Origin of the sequence: Pseudomonas sp. ML2-2023-6 (assembly GCF_037055265.1) — a bacterium.
In the GTDB taxonomy this organism is placed as follows: domain Bacteria; phylum Pseudomonadota; class Gammaproteobacteria; order Pseudomonadales; family Pseudomonadaceae; genus Aquipseudomonas; species Aquipseudomonas kulmbachensis.
Genome location: NZ_CP146347.1, coordinates 2,289,933 through 2,312,751, shown reverse-complemented (window position 1 = coordinate 2,312,751; position 22,819 = coordinate 2,289,933). Strand labels below are relative to the sequence as shown.

The 22,819-nt window shown below is 58.7% G+C and carries 20 protein-coding genes; 5 read left to right on the top strand and 15 right to left on the bottom strand.

All coding sequences use genetic code 11. From position 1 onward, the window contains the following. Positions 1–3: 3 nt before the first annotated feature. The 9 genes from V6L79_RS10800 to V6L79_RS10760 form a co-directional block, all read right to left on the bottom strand. Entirely contained in the window at positions 4–1,158 is a 1,155-nt protein-coding gene (locus V6L79_RS10800) for an iron-containing alcohol dehydrogenase (RefSeq protein WP_321836703.1), read from the bottom strand. A gap of 8 nt (positions 1,159–1,166) precedes the next feature. Continuing rightward, positions 1,167–1,814, bottom strand: a complete 648-nt coding sequence (locus tag V6L79_RS10795; RefSeq protein ID WP_338580218.1) for an ATP-binding cassette domain-containing protein — start codon at positions 1,812–1,814, stop codon at positions 1,167–1,169. Beyond that, entirely contained in the window at positions 1,811–2,581 is a 771-nt protein-coding gene (locus tag V6L79_RS10790; protein WP_261741486.1) for an ABC transporter ATP-binding protein, read from the bottom strand. Before V6L79_RS10790 ends, V6L79_RS10795 begins: the two co-directional genes overlap by 4 nt. After that, entirely contained in the window at positions 2,578–3,522 is a 945-nt protein-coding gene (locus tag V6L79_RS10785) for a branched-chain amino acid ABC transporter permease (protein ID WP_261741485.1), read from the bottom strand. The genes V6L79_RS10790 and V6L79_RS10785 overlap by 4 nt, the downstream gene beginning before the upstream one ends. 1 nt (position 3,523) lies before the next feature. Further along, positions 3,524–4,423, bottom strand: a complete 900-nt coding sequence (locus V6L79_RS10780) for a branched-chain amino acid ABC transporter permease (RefSeq protein ID WP_261741484.1) — start codon at positions 4,421–4,423, stop codon at positions 3,524–3,526. Positions 4,424–4,572: 149 nt separating this feature from the next. Continuing rightward, a complete protein-coding gene (locus tag V6L79_RS10775; protein ID WP_261741483.1) occupies positions 4,573–5,895 on the bottom strand; it encodes an ABC transporter substrate-binding protein in 1,323 nt (440 codons plus the stop codon). A 28-nt stretch (positions 5,896–5,923) separates the two neighbouring features. Further along, positions 5,924–7,228 (bottom strand): ABC transporter substrate-binding protein, encoded by a 1,305-nt coding sequence (locus V6L79_RS10770; RefSeq protein WP_321836042.1) that lies wholly within the window; start codon positions 7,226–7,228, stop codon positions 5,924–5,926. A 256-nt stretch (positions 7,229–7,484) separates the two neighbouring features. After that, positions 7,485–8,801 carry a sigma-54 dependent transcriptional regulator gene (locus V6L79_RS10765; RefSeq protein WP_321836041.1) on the bottom strand — a complete coding sequence of 439 codons (1,317 nt, stop codon included), beginning with the start codon at positions 8,799–8,801 and terminating at the stop codon, positions 7,485–7,487. A 186-nt stretch (positions 8,802–8,987) separates the two neighbouring features. Then, positions 8,988–10,661, bottom strand: a complete 1,674-nt coding sequence (locus tag V6L79_RS10760) for an ATP-binding protein (RefSeq protein WP_338580217.1) — start codon at positions 10,659–10,661, stop codon at positions 8,988–8,990. Positions 10,662–10,865: 204 nt separating this feature from the next. Here V6L79_RS10760 and V6L79_RS10755 point away from each other — a divergent pair, with 204 nt between their 5' ends. Beyond that, positions 10,866–11,108 carry a ParD-like family protein gene (locus tag V6L79_RS10755; protein ID WP_321836039.1) on the top strand — a complete coding sequence of 81 codons (243 nt, stop codon included), beginning with the start codon at positions 10,866–10,868 and terminating at the stop codon, positions 11,106–11,108. Continuing rightward, positions 11,105–11,896, top strand: coding sequence for a type I methionyl aminopeptidase (gene map / locus V6L79_RS10750; RefSeq protein ID WP_338580216.1), 792 nt, complete (start codon positions 11,105–11,107; stop codon positions 11,894–11,896). The genes V6L79_RS10755 and map overlap by 4 nt, the downstream gene beginning before the upstream one ends. A gap of 29 nt (positions 11,897–11,925) precedes the next feature. Here map and V6L79_RS10745 read toward each other — a convergent pair whose 3' ends face one another. Beyond that, on the bottom strand, positions 11,926–12,822 hold the full coding sequence (locus V6L79_RS10745; protein WP_261741477.1) for a LysR family transcriptional regulator: 897 nt from the start codon (positions 12,820–12,822) through the stop codon (positions 11,926–11,928). Between the two features lie 185 nt (positions 12,823–13,007). Between V6L79_RS10745 and V6L79_RS10740 the strand changes: the two genes are divergently transcribed. Beyond that, complete coding sequence (locus V6L79_RS10740) at positions 13,008–14,435, top strand: mechanosensitive ion channel family protein (protein ID WP_338580215.1); 1,428 nt, start codon at positions 13,008–13,010, stop codon at positions 14,433–14,435. Between the two features lie 228 nt (positions 14,436–14,663). Here the strand turns inward: V6L79_RS10740 and ycaC are convergent, their stop codons facing one another. The 5 genes from ycaC to V6L79_RS10715 form a co-directional block, all read right to left on the bottom strand. Next, a complete protein-coding gene (gene ycaC, locus V6L79_RS10735) occupies positions 14,664–15,290 on the bottom strand; it encodes an isochorismate family cysteine hydrolase YcaC (protein WP_261741475.1) in 627 nt (208 codons plus the stop codon). 32 nt (positions 15,291–15,322) lie between these two features. Next, positions 15,323–17,161, bottom strand: coding sequence for an amidohydrolase (locus V6L79_RS10730; protein WP_338580214.1), 1,839 nt, complete (start codon positions 17,159–17,161; stop codon positions 15,323–15,325). Beyond that, positions 17,158–17,769, bottom strand: coding sequence for an antibiotic biosynthesis monooxygenase (locus V6L79_RS10725; RefSeq protein ID WP_261741473.1), 612 nt, complete (start codon positions 17,767–17,769; stop codon positions 17,158–17,160). The genes V6L79_RS10730 and V6L79_RS10725 overlap by 4 nt, the downstream gene beginning before the upstream one ends. A 121-nt stretch (positions 17,770–17,890) precedes the next feature. Then, positions 17,891–18,715, bottom strand: a complete 825-nt coding sequence (locus V6L79_RS10720) for an alpha/beta hydrolase (protein ID WP_338580213.1) — start codon at positions 18,713–18,715, stop codon at positions 17,891–17,893. Positions 18,716–18,837: 122 nt separating this feature from the next. Then, positions 18,838–19,788: a GlxA family transcriptional regulator gene (locus tag V6L79_RS10715; RefSeq protein WP_261741471.1), complete on the bottom strand. Its 951-nt coding sequence runs from the start codon at positions 19,786–19,788 to the stop codon at positions 18,838–18,840. 250 nt (positions 19,789–20,038) lie between these two features. Between V6L79_RS10715 and V6L79_RS10710 the strand changes: the two genes are divergently transcribed. Then, on the top strand, positions 20,039–20,761 hold the full coding sequence (locus V6L79_RS10710; RefSeq protein ID WP_261741470.1) for a pirin family protein: 723 nt from the start codon (positions 20,039–20,041) through the stop codon (positions 20,759–20,761). A 438-nt stretch (positions 20,762–21,199) separates the two neighbouring features. Continuing rightward, a complete protein-coding gene (locus V6L79_RS10705; RefSeq protein ID WP_338580212.1) occupies positions 21,200–22,801 on the top strand; it encodes a DUF6538 domain-containing protein in 1,602 nt (533 codons plus the stop codon). Positions 22,802–22,819: the final 18 nt, after the last annotated feature.

Here is a 22,819-nt window from a genome sequence, read left to right as displayed (position 1 = left end):
GGCTTACAGCACCGAGGCGTAGATGCCGTAGATGTCGTCGCGGTTTAGCGGGCGCGGGTTGTTGATCAACAGGCGCTCGACTTTCAGCGCGTCATCGGTCAACCGGTCGAGGTCCTCGGAGGTGACGCCCACTTCGTGCAGACGTTGGGCAAATGGCATGCGCGCCACCAGCCGGGTCATAAACTCGATAAAGCCGTCGCAGGCATCGCTGGCGCTGGCAAATCGCTGCCCCGGCAATACCGCCCGGGCCAGTTGTGCATACAGCGGTTCAGCCGCCGAACGGTTGAAGTTGAGCACGGGCACCAGCACCAGGGCATTGCTCAAACCGTGGGGCACATGGAACTGCCCGCCCAGTGGATACGCCAGCGCATGCACCGCCGCCACCGGTGCATTGGCGAATGCCATGCCGGCCAGCATCGAGCCCAGCAGCATGTCCGAGCGCGCCTGCAAATCAGCCGGCTCGGCCAGCACGCGGTCCATGTTGGCAGCCAGCAACGTCAGGGCCTGCACCGCCAAACCATCGGACAACACGTTCTTTTTGTGCGCGCTGGTGTACGCCTCAATGGCATGCACCATGGCATCGACTCCGGTCATGGCACTGACCGCAGCCGGCAGGCCGACCGTCAGCCGCGCATCGAGCAAGGCAATGTCGGGGTACAGCAAGGGGCTGACCACGCCCTTTTTCTCATGGCTGGGAGTGGTGACAATCGCCACCGCCGTGACTTCCGAGCCAGTGCCCGCGGTCGTCGGCACCTGAATCAGCGGCAGGCGCGGCCCCTTGGCCAGGCCGATGCCGTAAATATCCTCCAACTGCTGCTCCTGACCGCAGAGCAGGGCCACCAGCTTGGCGGTGTCGAGTGAACTGCCGCCGCCCAGGCCGATCACCGCCTGGGCGCGGCACTGACGCGCCACATCGACCGCATCCTGCACCGATGCGGCAGGCGGATCGGCCTGCACATCGCTGTACAGCGTGACCTGCAGGCCGCTGTCGCGCATGGCCTGCAGCGGTGCATCCAGCAGCCCCGCGCGCAGCAACCCTGGGTCGCTGATCAGCAATACACGCTCGGCCTTCAGCTCACGGCACAGGGCGCCAAGACGCAGCGCACCGTCGATTTCGCAGATCACCCGCGGTGTGGTTTCAAAGGTGAATTTTGACATTGTGGTCCCTACCCTACGGTCACACTGCCGCGCTCGATGCGAAACAACGCATCGACCAGATCGGCAGAATGAGTGTCATCAGATTCAGAAATCAGCACGCACAGACCTTCCTGGCCCAGCTTGGCGATCACCTCGCTCAAGCGCCGGGACAGCACAGGCGCCACGCCCTCGAAAGGCTCATCGAGCAGCAGCAACTTGTTGCCCGGCATCAATGCCCGCGCCAGAGCCACCAGCTTTTGTTGCCCGCCAGACAGTTGCATGGCCTTGCGGTCACGGAACTGGGCAATTTCCGGGATCAGGCTGTAGACCCATTCCAGGCGGCGCTTGCTGTCAGCCAACTTGTTGGCCCAGACCGGCAGCAGGATGTTTTCTTCCACGTTCAGCGACGGAATCAGCCGCCGGTCTTCGGGCAGGTAGCTGATACCGGCCCCGGCCCGGGTAAAGCCCGCCTGGCAGCGTAGGTCCTGACCGGCAAAGGTGATCGAACCGGAATCGGCGTCAAGCAGGCCCATGATGGCGCGGATCAGCGTGGTTTTACCGGCACCGTTGTGGCCGATCAGGCCCACCATCTGCCCGCTGCCTACGTGCAGGGAAACGTCATGCAGGATCGGTACGCCTTCGATCGAAACATGCAAATTGCGAATATCCAGACTCATTGCGCTGCCCTCTTGTGAGCGTGCGGGCCACCGGTCACGAATTCCTGCACCCGTGCATTGGCCAGGACCGCTTCGGGGGCACCGTCTGCCAGTACTTCACCGCTGTAGAAGGCCAGAATTCGCGATACATAACGACGCACCACGTCCATATCATGCTCAACGAACAGCACCGTGACCTGATGCTGGGCGACCACCCGCATCACCGTGTCCATCAGCGCAGTTTTCTCTTCTGCGCTGACCCCGCTGGTGGGTTCGTCGAGCAGCAACATTTGCGGATCACCGATCAGCGCCATGGCGATGTCGATCAGTTTACGTACGCCTTGCGGCACGGCCGTGACCTGGGTATCGCGCCAGCGGCTGATATCGAATTCGGCGAGGATCGCATCCGCCTGAGCGATGCGCGACGCGTTGCGCATCGGTGCCAGCAGCGAAGGAAACGGGCTTTGCGCAGCAGACACGGCTATTAACAGGTTCTCCAGCACACTCAACTGCGGGAACAGCTGCGCCACCTGGAACGAACGGGCCATGCCCGCGCGGGTGATTGCCCTAGGGGTGCGGCCGAGGATCGACTGGCCGTTGAACAGGATCTCGCCGCTGCTGGGTTTCAGGTAGCCGGTGACCATATTGATAAAGGTGGTTTTACCCGCGCCGTTTGAGCCGATTACGCCGACCACTTCGCCTTTATGGATGCGCACGTTCACATCCTTGGCGGCGGTGACCGCGCCAAACGATTTGCACAGGCCCTTGGTTTCCAGAATGCAATTCATGCTTTGGCCCTCCGTGCCTGACCAGTGAACAGACTCCACAGGCCTTTAGGCAGAAATACGATGATCGCCAACAAGGTGAAGCCCAGAATCATCTGCCAGCTGTGCGGCACCAGCTCGATGGCGTAGGTACGCACTACCGCAAACAGGATGGCGGCAATAAACGGCGCCGCCACATGGGCAGTACCACCCAACAGGGCGATAAACACGAATTCACCGGAGGTGATCCAGTAAGCCATTTCCGGGTCGATATGCCCGGCCGACAGGGCCATGAAACCACCGCCCAATGCCGACACGGCGGCGGCCGCGACATAGTTCATGTACAGCACCCAACGCGGTGACTGCCCCAGGTATTCGACGCGCACTTCGTTTTCACGAATGGCTTCGCACATCATCCCCGCGCTGCTGCGGCTGTAGCGATGCAGCAACACCGCCAGCAGTGCCGAGCAGGCCACGATGATGACAAACAGCGCCAACGGCGCCTGCCCTGAAGCCGGAGTCCAGCCGAACAGAGTCCAGGCCTTGACGTTGAATCCGTCGGTACTGCCCAGGGCCGAACTTTTGACCAGTACGCCGTAGAGGATCATCGAGAAGGCCAACGACAGCATGGCGAAGAAAATCTCGCGGTAGCGAGTCATCAACAGCCCCAGCAGCATCGCCAGCAGCACCGCAGCACCCACCCCGATCAGCAGCAATACAGCAAGATCGGTAATGTCCAGAAAGTGCCCGCTCATGCCGACCGCATAACCGCCCACGCAGAAGAACAGGCCCTGGCCAAAGGTCACCAGACCGGCGCGCATCTGCATCACCACGCCCTGTACCACCATGGCCTTGGCCAGGGCCATCGTCAGCAGGAACACCAGCCATTGCGGCGCAATAAAGCCACCGGCGGCCAGCAGCACGGCGACGCCGAGCAGAATCAATTCGGTTTTACTCAGGCGCATATCAAATTTTCCTCGCCAGCACGCGGCCGAACAGCCCTTGGGGACGCACTGCAAGTACCAGCGCCATCACCCCGTAAATCACAAACAGCTCGAACTCCGGTGCGTAATGCACCGCCGCCGCGCGGCTCAACCCCACCAGCAATGCGCCCACAGCAGCGCCTTCGATGCTGCCCATGCCACCGATCACCACCACGGCAAACGCCAGCACGATGATTTCCACGCCCATGCCCGGCACCACCGAAATGGCCGGGGCGGTCAAGGCGCCCGCCAGCGTGCCGAGCATGGTGCCCAGCACAAACACCAGGGTGAACATGCGCCGTACATTGACACCCATGGCCATGGCCACTTCGCGGTCATGAATCACGGCGCGCAGCACCTTGCCCTGGTGTGTGCGCTCCAGCCACAACCACAGGCCCAGGCCCAGCACGGCGGAAACGCCGACCAGCATCAGGTCGTAATTGGACACTTTGAGCCCCGCCAGGGCGCTGCGGCCCATCTCGGCGTAGGGCTGATAAGCGAAGTAAGGATTCACGCCCCAGATCATTTTCATGGTGTCTTCGAGCACCAGCAGCAGGGCGTAAGTGATGATTACCATCAGGACTTCGTCGCGCCCGTACATAAAGCGCAACAGGCCGCGCTCGATAATCAGACCGACAATCAGGCCGGCCACCAGCGCGCAGCCGAGCATCAGCAGATACCCGGCCCAGACGGGGCCAATCCCGTTATTGAAATACCAGCCCACCAGCGAGGCTGCGGTGTAGGCACCAATGGCATAGAAGCTGCCGTGGGCCATATTCAGGATGCGCATCACCCCGTAAATCACCGTCAACCCGGCTGCGACCAGAAACAGCCACGAGGCATAGATGGTGCCGTCAATCAGCACCGCGAAAAGACTCATCATAGAGGTCCTACCTTGGAATCAATCACGCAACCGTTGTTGTAGCTGCTGTCGAAGGCTGCGATCGAGCCCGCAGGGATCGCGCCTTTTCAAAAGCGAAGGTCCTTCGGCCCTTATCGCAGCCTGCGGCAGCAGCTACAGGTGTGTGGTAATCAGTTGCACTGAGCGCCAGGGAAACCGGCCTTGATCCACTCCAGCGCGGTGGTGCCGTCCGGTGGCGTTACGCACTCACCGGCAAAGGCGATGACGTTTTGCACGCTGCCTTTTTTGCTCGCCGGGTCGTAGTTGTACTCGCCGTAAGCGATGCCCTGCATGGCCTGATGCCCCTCGGCGCGGGCCATTTGCACGGTGCCGGACACCGACTCGAAGGTCGCACCCTTGAACGCCTTGGCAATTTCCAACGGTGCCGGGATTTTGCCGGACTCGACCTTGGCGTTTTCAGCCGCGTGCTTGAGGCCGAGAATCGCCTGGGCCATTTTGCTCGCAGGGTAAGTCGGCGCGGTCTTGTAAGCCGCTACGTACTTGTCCTTGAACCAGCGGTTGAGTTCGTTATCCGGGGCAAAGGCGCCGAACGGACCACGGCCACCGATAATCATGCCGTTGGGGGCCTGGTCCTTGTAGCGGTCAATTGCCGACTCGCCGCACGTCAGGACTGCCGTGGCATCTTCCAACAGACCACGGGCGTTGGCTTGCAACACCAGCGCCTCCATGTCGCCACCCCAGAAGCTGGAGTGAATGATGTCCGGGCGCTTGACCGAAATCGCAGAGATCTCGGCACCGTACTGGCCCTGGAACACTTTGGGCATCTGCGATTCGACCACCTTGGCCTTGGGCATCAGTTGCTCCATGGAGTGGGTGAAGTCGTTCCAGCTGTCCTGGCCCCAGGCGTAGTTTTGCTGGATGCCCGCGACTTTCTGCGCATCCGGTCGCACCTTGGCCAGGTAACGCGCGGCGCCGATGTTGTCCACCGCCGCATCAAGGCTGGTGCGGAACACGTATTGCGGGGTTTTGTCTTCCTTGAACAGTTGCGAAGTGCCGCAGTCGTAGAACACGGTCATCGCGCCCAGCTCTTCCGCTACCGGCGCAATGGCCAGACAGTCGCCGGACGAGATGTAACCCACCACCGCATCGACCTTCTGGCGCTGTACCAGATTGCGGAATTCTTCGACCTGTTTCGCGGCGCCGCCCGCCTCGTCGATGATCACCACTTCGATCTCGGCGCCATTGATCCCCAACTTGTCGTAGGGCGCGGGCAACTGGCCCTTGTTCAAACCTTCGACCAGCACCTTGGCAGCATTGGCCGAAGGTTCGCCAAACGGCCCGGCGGCCGGGCCGGACAGAAAGGTCACGATGCCAATGCGGAACTTGCCATTTTCAGCGGCCTGGACCCCAGCGCTCAAGGACAGGGCCAGCCCGGCTGCCGTGATGGCAAATGCCAAAGGGTGTTTCAACATGCTTTTCTTGGAATTGTTCATGCTTGTCTCTCAATGGATGAGTGAGCCGTCAGGGCTCGACAACGGTTTTTCGTGCGGCCAGTCGCCGCTTCAGCGTGGCGCTGTCGAGCTGTAGCTCTTGCGCCGAGTACACCGACCAGTCACCCAGCATCAGTTGGGCAGGCGGGTAAGCGGTATTGGGTAGCGGCGTGCCAATGGCCTGGCTCTGCTGGATTTGATGGGTCACCGGATCGATGCGCGACCAGGTGCCTGGCGGGTCTTCCGGCAAGGCAATTTCCAGGCCTTCCAGTGCGTGGATCAGCGCCTGGGTCTCGGTCACGCCGCCGGTCTTTTCATAGGCCTGGGCCAGCACCATGACACCGGTGTAGGCGCCCTGTGCAGCATAGGTCGGGTAGCGCCCGCTCAGCGCGTGAAAGCGCTCGACAAACGAGCGGTTGCGCTCGGTAGTCGGCCAGTTGTTGTGGTGCCGGGAAGAGAGGATCAACCCCGCGGGGGCCTTGTCCCCCAGGGCAACCAGAAAATCGAAATTGGCCCCGGTATCGAAGTTCGCCAGGCGCGAGGTTTCGAGCAGCCGGGAACCGGCAGCCTGTTTGACGAATGCGTGGAAATCGCCGCCCCAAATAGCCGACACGATGATGTCCGGTCTGGATTGTTCCAGCGCGGTGATATAGGGCGAGTAGTCCGGCTCATACAGGCGCGGCCATAGCTCGATCACGTCGTCGAATTTCACGCCCAGTTGGTTGAGGGCGGTGTGCAAATCATCACGGGACACATGACCGTATTCGTAATCAGGACCAATAAAGGCCAGGCGCTTCCAGCCGGTTTTTTTCTGCAACGCCTGCAGGTAGCGAGCACCCGCCGCCATGGAGGTCCAGGTGTCGTTGGTTACGCGAAAATAATAGGGATGGCCGTTTTCCAGGGTCATGCGCGAAGAGGCATGATCGGTGCCGATCATCAGTACTTTTTCCTGCAGGGCCAATTGGCTGACTGCCAGCGCGACCCCGGACGAGACCATGCCGCACAGCACCTGTACCCCGTCCTTGTGGATAAAGCTACGGGCCAGACTGACGCCGTATGAGGCCTTGGACTGATCATCATCAATGATCACCCGCAAACGCGGTACGGGCTCACCGGCGAGTCGGCGGGCCTGCAATTCATTGAGGGCCACCTGGATTCCGATAATGCTGTCTTGCCCGTAGATGGCCGCACGCTCGGTCATCGGATACAGGCAACCCATGGTCAGATCGGCCTGGGCAGCAGGCACGCCCAACTCCAGTCGGCCGACCTCGGCACAAGCGAACGAACCAAGCAGCAGACCAGCCAAAGCCAGGGCGCAATGGCGCCATGAACGCATCGGGTGCATAAATTCCTTTGGGCGTTGAAAACGCCTCTTGTTGAGCAGCCAGAGGGATAGAGCAAAGGGTGTGCCAAGATATATCGCCACCCTGTAGCCGCTGCCGCAGGCTGCGATAAGGGCCGCAGGCCCTTCGCTGTCGATTAAATTCTGGGGTCGCTACGCAACCCATCGCAGCTTGCGGCAGCGGCTACAGGTTAAGGGTTTGCAGAAATGTTGAGCGCTAACCGCTCAACATGCGCGCAAGGCTGAGCGCTTAGCGCTCAATGCCCAGACGTTGCAGACGGCGTTTGAGCGCATGCCGGGAGATCCCCAGCAGTTGCGCGGCCAGGCCTTTGTGGCCCGCGGTGCGGGTCAAGGCGTCAGTGACCAGCTCACGCTCGGCGCGTTCGAGCTGATCGCCCAGCACCAGAGCTGGGTTGCCTGGCGATGCGCTGTCCTGCAACTGCGCTGGCAGCATCGCGGCGCTGATGTCCTGACCTGGTAAAAGAATGGTCAAGCGCTCAACCAGATTCTTCAACTCACGCACATTGCCGGGCCAGCGATGCCGACGCAGCAGCGCAATGCTGTCGGGCAAAAACCGGATCGGACTCACGCCCTCTTCCAGCGCTTGGCGCTGGGCAAAATACTGGACCAGAAGCAGCAGATCATCTGCCCGGTCACGCAGGGCCGGTATATCTACGGTGATTACGTTCAACCGGTAAAACAAGTCTTCGCGAAACCGTCCCAGACGTACATCGTCGGCCAAATCCCGATTGGTTGCGGCCACCACCCTGACATCCGCGCTACTGGCCTGGCTGGCGCCGACGGCGCGGTAGCTGCCGTTTTCCAGAAAATGCAGCAGCTTGGCCTGCAGGCTCAGGGGCAATTCGCCAATTTCATCAAGGAACAACGTGCCGCCATTGGCCTGGCTGACCAACCCGGCACGCTTTTGATGAGCGCCGGTGTAAGCGCCCTTCTCGGAGCCAAACAGCTCAGCCTCAATCAACTGCTCGGGCAGGGCCGCGCAGTTGACCTCGATAAATGCACTGCCCGCCCGCGAGCTGTGACTATGCAGGGCTTGAGCCACCAGGGTTTTACCGGTGCCGGATTCGCCCAGCAGCAAGATTCGCGTTGCCGAACTGCGGGCAATTCGTTGTACGGCACCATGCAGGGCCGACATGACCGCGCTCTGCCCTTGCAGGCCCGCCGTCACTTCAGGCTCCACGGCATCCAGAGCCAGGGTGCTGCTGATAGTGGCCAGCAAGTCATCCAGTTCAAACGGCTTGGTCAGGTAATCGGTAGCCCCGCCCTTGACCGCCTGAACCGCCGCACGAGTGTCGCCATGAGCTGAAATCATGATCACCGGCAGCAGCGGACTGCGCTGGCGCAAGCCGTCCAGGGTGGCCATGCCATCAATGCCCGGCAGGCCCAGATCCAGCAGGACAATATCGACATCGTCCAGGGCATGTTGCAGCGCCGCTTCGCCACTGCCGGCCGTGCTGATGCGCATGCCCTCCTCGCGCAACGCAAAACTGAGCGAGCGCACCAGCGCCTCTTCATCATCGACGATTAAAACGTGAACATCAGACATCTGCGACTCACTTCAATACGTTCTCTGGAGATTTCAGGCATATACAAAACCCGTAGCAGTTGCCGAAGGCTACGTTCGATTGCGAACCGATCGTAAAACCTGAACATGCGATTTACCTGACTCACCGCATAGCCTGACTTTACGACGGCTGCGCCGCCGCACGCAGCCTCGTTACTGCGGCAGCTGCTACGAATTACGCTCATCGCCTGTGTCATTGGCAGTAGCAGGGCAATCCAGTATTACCTGCGTGCCCTCCCCAAGGGTGCTGAGGATTTCCATCCGGGCACCATTGGCCTCCAGCAGTTGCTGACAAATACTCAGGCCCAACCCGGTGCCCCGGGCCTTGAGGGTAAAAAACGGCTGGCGGATATTCTGCAAGTCAGTGGCCGAAATACCACAGCCCTGGTCAGTTATAACGATACGCACCCGCCCCTGCCACTCGGCATCAAGCCGGACGGTTTGCCCCTCGCTGCTGGCTTGCAAGGCGTTCAGGCACAGATTGAGCAATACCTGCTGCGCCTGATCCGGATCGATACAGATCTGTAAATCCACCGGTGCCCTGCACTGAAACTCAATATTGCGGGCCTGCATCTGCGGCGCGACCAAGTGCGCGGTCTGCTCAAACAGCTGCGCCACCGACACGTTTTGCGGCTGGGCCGGGCGCGGTCTGCCGTATTCCAGCAGGTCATTGGTGACCCGTGACAAGCGATCGATTTCCTTGACCAGATCACTCAGCAGCAAACGTCGTTGCGGTTCCTGCTCACGGCGCAACAAGGCTTGCACCGTGGTTTTCATGGTTGCCAGCGGGTTGCGCACTTCATGGGCCACCCCGGTGGCAAACGTACCAAGGACCGCGAGGTTCTCGGTGCGCACGGTTTTTTCCATCACCTGCGCCAGACGTTCGGCCATGACGTTGAAAGCACGGGCAACGTGGCCGATTTCGTCGTCCCGCGGCTGTTGGGCCAGGCGATAGCTCAAGTCGCCCATCGACAGTTGATGAGCACCCTGCAACAACGTGCTGACCCGCGAGCGCAGTTGCCGCGAGAGGGTAAAAAACACCACCAGAATAAACCCGATAAATCCCGCAGCCACCCAGTACAGCCACCAGCGGGCATCGTTGAGCGGCTTGAGGATTGCACCCGGCTCAACGCTGAACACCAGTTGCCAGCCCGGCAAGATTACCGGCCCTTCGTGCCATTGGCCGGGCGCCTTGACCTGACGCCCGGTGGGGTCGACAAACGCGCCGCCGGGTACGCGCAGCAACGGCGCAACCACACCGCTCATGCCCGCACTGACCAGCAACTCGGTCAAGGACGCCAGACGCAAGTGCAGCGCGATGCGTACCCGTTGATTGGTTCGCCCGTTACGGATGCTCTTGCGGATCAAAAAGCTGCCGGAGCCTCCGGCGTGCGCCAGCAGCGGGCCAATCACTTCGACATCCCCTACCCATTGCACCGGCAGGCCCGCGATGGACCAGTGCTCGCTGCCCCAGTAAGGCTCCCCGGAAGCCGACTGGCCGGGCAGCACTTTGATCAGGCGATCCTGCTCATCGAAAAACAGCACGCCATAAATAAAGGGCAAATCGCCCTCGATCTTGAGCAGCGAATCCACATCACTGATCACGCGCGACGGATCGACAATGAAATCCGGCATGTTGGGATGATTGGACAGCGCCGAGAGCTGATAAAAACGGTCATCCAGAAACGACGACAAGCGGTTTGCCGTCGACAGCGCCTGGGCGTCAAGGCGTTCGCCGGTCAGGCGATTGAGCAGGTCCTTGGCCAATTGCTCGTAAAGAACGGCCAGAGTGACCAGCGCAATGCTCATCACGAATACCGAGAGCAAGGTATACCGTGCCACCAGGCTTCGGTGCGGCCGGGCAAGCCAGTGGAGTAGCGCATGGAGGGAGGCATTGAGGGTCATGGTGTTCTGATTGTTTTTTTAATCGCACCAGCATAGGGATCGACCCGCAGGGCTGTCCATGACTAACAGACCTTTGAGTTGCGATCCTGCCACGCCCTCGATTAATATACGTTTCATATATACTTCATATTGAGCATTCAGATGGGCATCGTAAAAATATCGGACGCCACCCACGAAAACCTGCGGGTCGCCAGCAACGCACTCAACCGTTCAATCAACGCACAAGCAGAGCACTGGATGCGCATCGGCATGCTGACCGAGCTGCACCCCGATCTGGACCACAACCAGATCTGCCGCTTGCTGATCCGCGCCGAACTGCAAGGCGGCCTCGATTTGAAGCAACTGTGCGAGCTGGCTGATGCCACTGCGGGAGCGGCACAATGAGATCCAACGTCGTGATCAACAGCCCGGCACAAATCGCCCAGTCCAAGGTCGCGGGCAAACTGGCAGCCGAAGTGCTGGCCATGATCGGTGAGCACGTCAAGGCTGGCGTCACCACCGACCAGCTCGATCAGATCTGCCACGACTACATCGTCAATGTGCAGAAGGCCATACCCGGCAATATCGGCTATCACGGCTTCCCGAAAACCGTGTGCGCCTCGGTCAATGAGGTGGTTTGCCACGGCATTCCGTCAAACCGGGTGCTGCAGGACGGCGATATCGTCAATATCGATATCGCGGTGGTCAAGGATGGCTGGTTCGGCGACACCAGCCGCATGTACTTCGTCGGCGAACCTAGCCCCGAGGCACGCCATCTGGTGAAAACCACCTACGATGCCATGTGCGCAGGCATCCGCATGGTGCGCCCTGGCGCGACCCTCGGTGATATCGGCCATGCCATCCAGACCCTTGCCGAGACAGAAGGCTACAGCGTGGTGCGTGAGTATTGCGGCCACGGGATCGGCAAGGTTTATCACGATGAGCCGCAGGTACTGCACTACGGTTATCCGGGCCAGGGCATGAAGCTCAAGACCGGCATGATTTTCACCATCGAGCCCATGCTCAACGCCGGCAAACGCCATGTGAAAACCCTCCCCGATAACTGGACCGTGGTCACCAAGGACAACTCGCTTTCAGCCCAGTGGGAACACATGGTCGCCGTGACCGACGATGGTTTCGAAGTGTTGAGCCCGTGGCCTGACACGATGGCCGATTACCCCGCCATCGTTTGACGAGCTACCGGGGGGAGCCTGACTCCCCCCTACAACCCGCCTTGCCCCTGATCCAGCCGCTCGCGCAAGAATTCGATCAATGCCTGCACCGGTAGCGAACGCTGGCGATGCTGCGGATACACCGCCGATAACGCCAACGGCGCGCAGCGGTAATCGTCCAGCACGCGTACCAGTTGCCCGCTCTCCAGAGCCGAGCCAACGATAAAGGTCGGCAGGTAGGTAATGCCCAGCCCTGCAATAGCTGCGTCCCTGAGCAACTCACCATTATTGACCCGCATGCGCCCGCTGACGTTGATGGTCAGGGGCTTGCCCTGCCCTTCGAAACGCCACTGCACCTGACGGCCGTGGCCGTAGGGCAGGCAATCATGCTCGTGCAGATCCTGGGGTTTGAGCGGTGTGCCGCGCTCGGCCAGGTAGGCCGGGCTGGCACAGTAAACACGCTCGATGCTGGCGATACGACGGGCAATTAGAGTCGAGTCCTCAAGCACGCCGATGCGCAAGGCCAGGTCATAGCCTTCGCTGAGCAAGTCCACCGGCCGGTCGCTGAGGTCCACTTCTACGGTCACGCCGCTGTAGCGCTGCAAAAATAACGGCAGCAGGCAGCCCAGATGCGCCATGGCAAAGGACAGCGGTGCGCTGACCCGCAAGGTGCCGCGTGGCTCGCTGGTCTGGCCAGCGATACCCTGCTCCATGTGCTCGACGTCGTTGAGCAAGCGCATGGCCGACTCGTAATAACTTTGCCCTAGGGGCGTGACGTCCAGTCGCCGAGTGGAGCGGTTGAGCAGACGCACGCCCAGTCGCGCCTCCAGCTGTATCAATCGCCGACTCACGAATTGCTTGGACAGACCCAATTGGTCGGCCGCCGCAGTGAAGCTGCCGGAGTCCATGACCTGGCAAAATATACGCATATCTTCGAACGGGTTCATTGTCACGACCTGGTGGACAGTTAAACCCTTTATAACGGCTTTTCCCCTTTTCAACACCCGACTATGCTCTGTTCGCTGCAGGTGTATCCGTGGGAGCGAGCCTGCTCGCGAAGCGCTTCACTTTTAGAGCCTTCGCGAGCAGGCTCGCCCCCACGAATTCCCCTCTCTCATTTCGGAGTTTACCCATGCCCTTTCTCCTCGATCACCCCCTGTCCTGGGGTGCTGTACTGCTGGTGATCGACGCCGCGCTCTGGCATCTGGCGCCATTCAAGCAGCGTGTGACTCGGGTATGCGTGCGACTGGCACTGTTTGCGATGTTCAGCACAATCATCATCAACGCCGGAGTCAGCCCGTTGCAGGCGCCGCTGTTTACCGATGACCGCGTGGAGCAATTAGGGGCTACGGCGCTGGGAATTATGTGGTGGCTGTACGCGGCGCGGGTGCTTACGGAGGTGCTCGGCCTGGTGCTGATGCGCCGCATCGGTCACAGCAGCCGCCTGCTGCAGGATGTGATCGGCGCACTGGTGTTCCTGGCGGCTATCGTCGCCGCAGCCGGTTACGTTCTGGAGTTGCCGGTGAAAGGCTTGCTGGCGACGTCCGGGGTGGTAGCGATTGTGGTTGGCCTGGCATTGCAGAGCACCTTGAGCGACGTGTTTTCCGGCATCGTGCTCAACACCACCAAGCCGTATCAGGTGGATGACTGGGTGGTGATCGACGGTGTCGAAGGCAAGGTGCTGGATATCGACTGGCGCGCCACCCATTTGTTGACCAGCGCGGGCAGCACGGCGGTAGTGCCCAACTCCGTGGCGGCCAAGGCCAAGATCGTCAACCTGAGCCGGCCCACGAATCTGCACGGCGTGTCGATCAGCATTCAGGTGCCCAACCATGTTCGCCCGCGCCGGGTGCTCGATGCGTTGGAGCGCACGCTGCAGGGCAGCAGCAGTCTGCTGCTCAACCCTGCTCCCAAAGCGGTGCTCAAGGAGGCAGGTGAGATCATGTCCGAATACGTGGCCAGCGGGTTTATTGCCGAGCTGGCTAAAAAAAGCGAAGTCCGCAACCAACTGTTTGACCTGGCACATCGGCATCTTGAGGCGGCAGGTATTTCGCGCCAGCCTGACGCTGTGATCGAGCCCGCGGGTCGGGCACGGGCATTGCTCGACGAGGTGAAAATCTTCCGTTCGCTGAGTGCAGAAGAACGCGACCAGATCGCCCGTTCCATGGTTGCCCAGCAATACGCGGCAGGTCAGGTGGTGCTGGCTCTGGACGAGGTGCCGGACAGCCTGATGGTCATCGCCACCGGCGTGGTCAGCGTGACCGTGCCCAACGCCACGGGGCCTGTTGAAGCCGGGCGCATGGGGCCCGGAGAGATCATGGGCGAAGAAAGCATCCTCACGGACTCGCCGTCCCAGGCGACCTTTACTACCCTGACCTCAAGCATCATTTATCGGCTCGACAAGTCCGTGACCCGCGAATGCATGGGGCAACAGGCTGAGGTAGGACGGGCGTTGAATACGTTGCAGGCAGTACGTCAGCAGAGCAGCCGCATGGCGCTGATGGCCGCACCGGCACCGATCAGGAAAGGGGGCTTTTTGAGTTGGTTGCACAAGCGCTGAAAACATTACGGTGACATCTGTAGATACTCTGCTCCAGGTCAAGCCACTAGTGGGAGCGAGCCTGCTCGCGAATGATCTTCGCGAGCAGGCTCGCTCTCACACTTGAAGTATCTGCGCTGCCGCAGGCTGCGATGAGTTGCAAAGCGACGCCGGATTCCAAAAGAAAGCCAAGGTCCTGCGGCCCTTGTCGCAGCCTGCGGCAGCGGCTACAGAAGCAAATGTGCTGCCTTATTTTGCCGTCAATACCGAGTAGCTGTTCATCAGGTTGCGGTAGTTGGGAATGCGCGGCGACAGCAGGTTGGCCAGGCCTTCCATGTCATTGCGCCAGTCCCCCTGCAGCTCGCACGCCACCGAGAACCAGTTCATCAACTGTGCACCCGCTGCCGCCATCCGCGCCCAGGCGGCCTGTTGCACGGTTTCGTTAAAGGTGCCCGAGGCATCTGTCACCACAAACACGTCAAAACCCTCAGCCAGCGCCGACAGTGTCGGGAAGGTCACGCATACATCCGTCACCACGCCCGCAATGATCAGTTGCTTGCGCCCGGTAGCCTTGACCGCCTTGACGAAATCTTCGTTGTCCCAAGCATTGATCTGACCGGGGCGCGGAATATACGGGGCGTCCGGGAACAGTTCCTTGAGCTCCGGCACCATCGGACCGTTGGGGCCGTTTTCAAAACTGGTGGTGAGGATGGTCGGCAGTTTGAAGAACTTCGCCACATCGCCCAGCGCCAGTACGTTGTTCTTGAATTCGTTCGGCGAGAAATCCTGGACCAACGAGATCAGACCGGTCTGGTGGTCAACCAGCAACACCACAGCATCATCTTTGTTCAGGCGTTTGTACGGAACATTGCTCATGTGAAACTCCTCGATGGATAGGTGTTACGGGATCAAAACGCGAAACACGAGCAGCCAAAGGCGCCCCAAAAGCCGACAAAGTCGCTGACCGGCGCATTCGAAAAGCGTGCTTTTTCATGGCCATGGGCATGCACCGCGCACGGCCCACTGCATTGGTGGGCCTGCGCCAGCAACGGCGCGCCAGGGCGCCAGTGGCCTGGGACGGTGACCACCGGTGACCAGTCGGGCAACACCGGTACACGGGCTGGCCCAAGCTTTTCAAAGTCGTCGGCGGCGTACACCACCTTGCCGCCCACCACGGTCAGCACGGACTCGATCCACTTGATGGCTTCTTCGTCGACGCTGAAGAAGTCCGCGCTCAGGGCCGCCACGTCTGCCAACTGGCCGACCTTGATCTGGCCCTTTTTGCCCTGCTCGGATGAAAACCAGGCGCTGCCGTGGGTGAACAGCTCCAGTGCGGTGAGCCGGGGCAAGCCTTCGGCGTGCAACTCAAGGCCGCCGACAGTGCGACCGCTGACCATCCAATACAACGAAGTCCACGGGTTATAGCTGGATACGCGGGTGGCATCGGTGCCCGCCCCCACGGGCACGCCTTCGGCCAGCATGCGCTTGATGGGGGGCGTAGCTTGGGCCGCTTTGGCGCCGTAACGTTCGACGAAATACTCACCTTGGAATGCCATACGATCCTGAATCGCAATGCCCCCACCCAGTGCTCTCACACGCTCGATGTTATGCGGGGTGATGGTTTCGGCATGGTCGAAAAACCACGGCAAGCCATTGAACGGGATATCGCGATTGACCTTCTCGAACACGTCGAGCATGCGACTGATGGATTCGTTGTAGGTGGCGTGCAGGCGGAACGGCCAGCGTTGCTCCACCAAATGACGCACCACCGGCTCCAGTTCGTCTTCCATGGTTTGCGGCAAGTCCGGGCGCGGTTCAAGGAAGTCCTCGAAGTCCGCCGCCGAGAACACCAGCATTTCCCCGGCGCCGTTGTGCCGCAAGAAGTCATCGCCCTGGTGCAGTTTCACACTGCCGGTCCAGTTCTTGAAGTCGGTCAGTTCTTCCTTGGGCTTTTGCGTAAACAGGTTGTAGGCAATACGGATAGTCAACTGCTGGTCTTTGGCCAACTGTTCGATGACCTGGTAATCGTCGGGATAGTTTTGAAAACCACCGCCGGCATCAATCGCGCTGGTGAGGCCCAGGCGGTTGAGCTCGCGCATAAATTGGCGGGTGGAGTTCACCTGATACTCCAACGGCAACTTCGGCCCCTTGGCCAGGGTCGAGTAGAGAATCATCGCGTTGGGTCGCGCCACCAGCATGCCGGTCGGGTTGCCGTTGGCATCTCGCACAATCTCGCCACCCGGCGGGTTCGGGGTATCACGGGTATAGCCGGCAACCCGCAGCGCGGCCCGATTAAGCAAGGCCCGGTCATACAAGTGCAGGACAAATACCGGGGTATCCGGGGCCGCCTGATTGAGTTCTTCCAGGGTAGGCATGCGTTTTTCGGCGAACTGGAATTCGTTCCAGCCGCCCACCACCCGCACCCATTGCGGCGTCGGCGTGCGCTCGGCCTGTTCCTTGAGCATGCGCAACGCATCGGCCAGCGATGGCACACCTTCCCAGCGCAGTTCGAGGTTGTAATTCAGGCCGCCACGGATCAGATGCAGGTGTGAGTCATTAAGGCCTGGAATGACACAGCGGCCCTTGAGGTCGATAACTTGCGTACCCGCACCGCGCAGGGCCATCGCCTGAGCATCGGTGCCGACCGCCACAAAGCGGCCCTCGCGGATGGCCACGGCGCTGGCATGCGGGTTGTCGCGATCGACGGTATGAAATTGGCCATTGAATAAGATCAGATCGGCGTTCATCGCGTTTCCTTGGGCTCAGTGGGAGCCGTCAGCCAAGGCGCGAACACACGCGTCGCCATTGGCATAAACAGATAAACCACCGAGACAACGATGGTCAGCGTGATCACAAAGGTGGCAACCAGGTATTGAGAGAAAAAGGGGCTCAAGCCCAGCAAGGGCTTCCAGATCAGCGGCACCAGCAAGGTATGCGGGAAAATCACCATCAGCGTCAGCACTGCCTGTTTCCAGCGGGGTGGTGGCAGACGGGATTCGGTGAGGGGCGCGAACCAGAATTCGTTGGCCGGGTTGACCTCGGTCTGGTCGCCGTCCGCCAGCATCGGCGTGGCTTCGTTGACCAGTTCGCGACGTTGCGGCGAGTCCAGCCAGCGCTGCATGGCGTCAGTGGAGCAAAAGCGCAGTACGCAGGTATAGGTGTCCAGACCGGCACTCTTGCCGGGCACGACATCCACCCCCAGATGCCCTTCCCATTGCCCGGCAATGCGCACGATCTTGCGCAGCCAGTCGTTGTAGGGCACTTCAAAACCGGCCTTGACCCGATGCTTGACCACCAGGGTCACAACCTCATCGAAAACCCGGGTCGGCGGGTCGATCTCAGTGGATTCAGACATGCAAAAGGCTCCAAAGATATCCAGACGAATATCCCCTGTAGATACTTTAACCGTGGGCGCGCGCAGGCTCGCTCCCACAGGTGGCCTTGACCGGTAGAGTGTCTACAGGGTTTCCCGCGTATCAGCCCTTGAGAAACGCCAACAGATCGGCATTGAGCTGATCCTTGTGGGTATCAGTCAGCCCGTGGGGGGCACCGGGGTAGATCTTCAGCGTAGAACCTTTGACCAATCCTGCCGCCGCGATGCCCGCGGCTTCAATCGGCACCACCTGGTCGGCATCGCCGTGGACCACCAGGGTCGGAATGTCGAATTTCTTCAGGTCTTCGGTAAAGTCGGTTTCAGAGAACGCCTTGATACAGTCGTAGGCGTTTTTATGGCCGCTGGTCATGCCCTGCATCCAGAACCAGTCGATCATCCCCTGGGAGGGTTTGGCCCCTGGTTTGTTGAAACCAAAGAAAGGACCGCTGGCGAGGTCGATATACAGCTGTGAACGGTCCGCCAGAGACGCCTTGCGAATCCCGTCAAAGACCTCAAGCGGCAGGCCGCCGGAGTTGGCTTCGGTCTTGAGCATCAAAGGCGGCACCGATGAAATCAGCCCCGCCTTCGCCACCCGCGCCGTACCGTGGCGACCGATATAACGCGCCACTTCACCGCCGCCGGTAGAGAAACCGAACAACACGGCATCTTGCAGATCCAGCAGCTCGATCAACTGCGCCAGGTCATCGGCGTAGGTGTCCATGTCGTTACCTGCCCATGGCTGACTGGAGCGACCATGGCCGCGCCGATCATGGGCAATGACCCGATAACCTTTAGAGGCCAGGAACAGCATCTGTGATTCCCAGCTATCGGCGTTCAACGGCCAACCGTGGCTGAAAACTACGGGCTGCCCCGTGCCCCAGTCCTTGTAGTAGATCTCGGTGCCATCACTGGTGGTGAAAGTACTCATGGGGCGGTCATCCTTGTGCAAGTGCAAAGAGTTCTCATCTATCTTGGCAGGCATGGATGACAGCGCAACTGCTCTGGTAGGAGCATTACGGCCATCTCGGTGCGCACAACGGACAATCGGGGCTAGCTGAACTGCTCTCGGTAGTGTGCGGGGGTCAAACCGAGCTTTTCATTGAACAGGAAACGCATGTGCCGGACGCTACCGAAGCCACTTTTGAAGGCCACTGTCTTGAGTGGCAACTCACTGGTCTCCAGCAGGCTTCTGGCGCGATCGATACGCGCGCCCTGGAGAAAGTCCATGGGTGTCATGTTGACCTCCCGGGCAAAAACCCTGGCAAAGTGCCTCGGGCTCATACTGGCCAACCTCGCCATGGATTCGATGCTGAAGGTCTGATCGAGGTGTTCGAGGATGTAGTTCTGAACTCGGGTTATCGGGGTTTCGAGCGTGCCTACGCTGGCCATCAACGGACTGAACTGCGCCTGCCCGCCCTGACGCTTCATCACCACCAGCAGCACTTTTGCCACGTCCAAGGCGACTTTTTTACCGTGGTCATTGGCTACCACCGACAGCGCAAGGTCGATACCGGCCGTGACGCCGCCAGACGTGATGAGGTTGCGGTCCTGCACGAAAATCTGGTCGATCTCAACGCTGGCCTTGGGGAAGGCCTTGATCAGCCGCTCGGTGTAATGCCAATGGGTAGTGACGCGGTAGCCGTCCAGCAAACCGGCGAAGCCCAGCACGAATGCCCCGGTACAGATCGAACCGTATTGCCCGGCCCGGGTGACGGCGCCCTTGAGCCACTCCAGCAAGGGCAGCGGCTTGTCGTTGTAGGCCCCTGGACCACCGGGTACCAGCAACAAGTCATAGTGCCCGCTGGCCTGATCAATATGTAGATCCGCCTGCAAACTCACACCGTTTGAGGCGCGCAGCAGGCCTGGCTCGGTAGCAACAGTGGTCAACTCATACTGCTGATCCGGATGTAAATAGCGGTTGGCAATAGAGAACACCTCCATGGGGCCCGCCATGTCGAGTAGTAGGAAGTCTGGGAACAACACGATGGCCACGGTTTTCATAGGTCAGGTATCACTGTGAGCAGCTGCATGAACGAATTCCCCTGTGGGCTTACCGCTGTTGCACTGCTTACGGTCTACTGCTGAAGCGCAGATCATGAGCAAGCGTCGGGAAATAATACGTGAAAAATTCGCTAAAACTGTCAATCTCAAAGAGACAGTATTTCAATTTTAAGCTACTTAATTTACTCCACTGTAACCATTAACCTTCTCCTCACTCGGACGAATTAACGTCCACACAGGAGATGTCATCATGCTGACCCTTCGCAAAGCATCTGATCGCGGCGCCGCCAATCATGGCTGGTTGAAGTCGTTCCACACCTTCTCATTTGCCAACTATCGCAACCTCGATGAGCAAGGTTTCTCCGACCTGCTGGTGATCAACGACGACCGCGTGGCAGCGGGCAAAGGCTTCGGCCAACACCCCCACCGCGACATGGAAATTTTCTCCTACGTGCTCGACGGTGCGCTGGAGCACAAGGACACCCTGGGCACAGGTTCTGTGATCCGCCCGGGTGATGTGCAATTGATGAGTGCCGGCAGCGGCGTGGCGCACAGCGAGTACAACCACTCGCACAGCCAGCCTGTGCATTTTTTGCAAATCTGGATCGTGCCTGACATCGCCGGCGCCAAACCCCGCTACCAACAAGAGCACTTCAACACGCAAAAAAAACGCGGGCGTCTGCAACTGATCATCTCGCCCGATGGCGCCGATGGTTCGCTCCACGTACGCCAGGATGCCCGGGTCTATGCAGCCCTGATAGACGGTAAGGAAAACGCCACACTGGAACTCGCCGCCGACCGCTACGCCTATGTGCACGTAGCCCGAGGCAGCGTCGAACTCAACGGCATGGCCCTTCAGGAAGGCGACGGCGTGCGAGTGCGCAAGGAACAACTGCTGACCTTGAGCAATGGCAGAGACGCCGAGGTGCTGGTGTTCGATCTGCGGGCGCAGGAGTTGCCGCAGATGCCTTGAGGCCTAAGCCAAAACCCACTCGTCCAATCAGTAACGGGCGAGTGGGACACTTTGGGAAAGCTTCAGATATAGAGGTCGGTTGCGGGGGAGCATTGAACTCAAGCTCGATAAAACGGTTGGGGGAAAATCAGAAAATCACCGAAAATCGCCGAAAAACAGCTGAAAGCCTCACGCCTGGATCAATAGATGCAACTCCACCATTTAAAAAGCAGACATTGCGCCAGAATCTTCCACGACTTTTTGGCGCCCACGAAAAAGCCCCTGAAATGTTTAACCATTTCAGGGGCTTAGTCTTGTTCAATAATGGCGGAGAGATAGGGACTTTCCGAATTACACCCCAAAGCCCTTTAAAACCAAGCCCAGCAAGGGTTTCGCTTTAGTTTGGTACAAAATACTGGTACAAAACAGTATCTCTACCGAACAACAGGCATGTCCATCATGGCAGCAGACAATCTTATCCTCAAAGCGGGTACTTGGCACGCCAGATACGTCATTCCCGAAGACCTGCGCGAGTACTTCGGTAAAAGCCAGTTTTCCCAGTCATTGAAGACGGGTGCCAAGGCAGAAGCTCAGAATTTGAAAATCCCCCTCATCAAGCGATGGAAAGCTGACATCGAGGCGAAGCGGAAGATCCAACGAGCCGAGGACGGTGAGTTTCGCTTGAACATGGATTTTGAAGAGGTCAAAGACGTTGCTGTGACGTACATGGCTGCCAAGGCAGAACGCGAAACAGAACACATCAAATCGCTAATCAATGCACTCATAGGTAATGGAGCGACCTTTGGCGAACCCGAGCTTGACCGCCTCAAAGCTGAACAAAAAGAACGAATCATGCACCTGCACATGCAGGGATACCTATCAGACGCTGAATATGACCATTTTGGCGATGAAATTGACGTGTGGAACGTTCAGTACAGCATGAAGCTGAATGAGACAGGTCAGCTTGGGTTTGAGACGATTGTTGAGGCAGTCAAAAAACTCAACCGAATCACCAATACCCTCGAATTAAAAATGCTGATGGGGGAATTGTCAGAGACAGATGAATTCACCATCACAGAAAAACAGGATGTAGTGGAGTCCGCGAAAAATCACGAATCTCACGCACCTGATTCACCTTTCACCAAAAAGAACTTTAATACCTTTGCTATCTACCAAAAAGAAATTCGCAAAGTCATTGATAAAACTGTTGATATGCAAGTGAGTCGCTTGGAGAAACTGAGCGATTGGCTGAAACAAGAAAAAATGTCGCTGGACCACAAAAGCGTTCGTCTCTATCTTGAATCACAAACAACGCTTTCTCCGAAAACAAAAAAGCAATACGTGCTTGCCGGGAACACGTTCTACAAATGGGCTATGAACAACCTGCCTCGATTTGAGGCTAAATTCCAAAATATGAAAGCACCTTTCCAAAATCACGAATTTCCTATTTCTCGAAAAGGTAAAGCACAAGCTGACGCAGAGCGTAAAAACTTTAGTGCAAAACAAGTTGAAGAAATTTTCTCTAAGGCAAAAGAGTTAAAAGGGAAAAACCGTCAAAATCTAATGGATGTAATACGCATAGGTGCATTGACGGGAATGCGTATCGAAGAAATTTGCGATTTAGAATACAAACGTGACTTAATCGACGACGAGGGGATTTATAGCTTTTCACTCGACGAAGCGAAAAACAGGTCATCTATTCGTAATATACCTATCCATCCAGACTTATTACCAATCGTTGAGAGAATGAAAGCGTCTAGCAAAGATGGCTATTTAATACCCTCCCCCGCAGGTAATAAATACGGTATCCGGTCAGATTTTTTAAGCAAAGCATTTGGTCGTCTAAAAACCTCGATGGGGTTTAACGAACAATATGTATTTCACAGTATTCGAGGCACGGTAATCACCCTTCTCCAGCGCGCTGACGTTCCTGAAACAACGTCAAAATGCATTACAGGGCATGACGTTGGGGATGTTCATAATGACGTATACTCTGACGGCGCTTCACCAAAGCAAAAATATGAAGCTATAAGGAAATTGAATTACAACTTTGAAGAATGATTGACGTAAAAAAACCGC

Coding starts and splice junctions, on each gene's coding strand:
- V6L79_RS10800 (WP_321836703.1), bottom strand. CDS start 1,158: ATGTCAAAATTCACCTTTGAAACCACACCGCGGGTGATCTGCGAAATC.
- V6L79_RS10795 (WP_338580218.1), bottom strand. CDS start 1,814: ATGAGTCTGGATATTCGCAATTTGCATGTTTCGATCGAAGGCGTACCG.
- V6L79_RS10790 (WP_261741486.1), bottom strand. CDS start 2,581: ATGAATTGCATTCTGGAAACCAAGGGCCTGTGCAAATCGTTTGGCGCG.
- V6L79_RS10785 (WP_261741485.1), bottom strand. CDS start 3,522: ATGCGCCTGAGTAAAACCGAATTGATTCTGCTCGGCGTCGCCGTGCTG.
- V6L79_RS10780 (WP_261741484.1), bottom strand. CDS start 4,423: ATGATGAGTCTTTTCGCGGTGCTGATTGACGGCACCATCTATGCCTCG.
- V6L79_RS10775 (WP_261741483.1), bottom strand. CDS start 5,895: ATGAACAATTCCAAGAAAAGCATGTTGAAACACCCTTTGGCATTTGCC.
- V6L79_RS10770 (WP_321836042.1), bottom strand. CDS start 7,228: ATGCGTTCATGGCGCCATTGCGCCCTGGCTTTGGCTGGTCTGCTGCTT.
- V6L79_RS10765 (WP_321836041.1), bottom strand. CDS start 8,801: ATGTCTGATGTTCACGTTTTAATCGTCGATGATGAAGAGGCGCTGGTG.
- V6L79_RS10755 (WP_321836039.1), top strand. CDS start 10,866: ATGGGCATCGTAAAAATATCGGACGCCACCCACGAAAACCTGCGGGTC.
- map (WP_338580216.1), top strand. CDS start 11,105: ATGAGATCCAACGTCGTGATCAACAGCCCGGCACAAATCGCCCAGTCC.
- V6L79_RS10745 (WP_261741477.1), bottom strand. CDS start 12,822: ATGAACCCGTTCGAAGATATGCGTATATTTTGCCAGGTCATGGACTCC.
- V6L79_RS10740 (WP_338580215.1), top strand. CDS start 13,008: ATGCCCTTTCTCCTCGATCACCCCCTGTCCTGGGGTGCTGTACTGCTG.
- ycaC (WP_261741475.1), bottom strand. CDS start 15,290: ATGAGCAATGTTCCGTACAAACGCCTGAACAAAGATGATGCTGTGGTG.
- V6L79_RS10730 (WP_338580214.1), bottom strand. CDS start 17,161: ATGAACGCCGATCTGATCTTATTCAATGGCCAATTTCATACCGTCGAT.
- V6L79_RS10725 (WP_261741473.1), bottom strand. CDS start 17,769: ATGTCTGAATCCACTGAGATCGACCCGCCGACCCGGGTTTTCGATGAG.
- V6L79_RS10720 (WP_338580213.1), bottom strand. CDS start 18,715: ATGAGTACTTTCACCACCAGTGATGGCACCGAGATCTACTACAAGGAC.
- V6L79_RS10715 (WP_261741471.1), bottom strand. CDS start 19,788: ATGAAAACCGTGGCCATCGTGTTGTTCCCAGACTTCCTACTACTCGAC.
- V6L79_RS10710 (WP_261741470.1), top strand. CDS start 20,039: ATGCTGACCCTTCGCAAAGCATCTGATCGCGGCGCCGCCAATCATGGC.
- V6L79_RS10705 (WP_338580212.1), top strand. CDS start 21,200: ATGGCAGCAGACAATCTTATCCTCAAAGCGGGTACTTGGCACGCCAGA.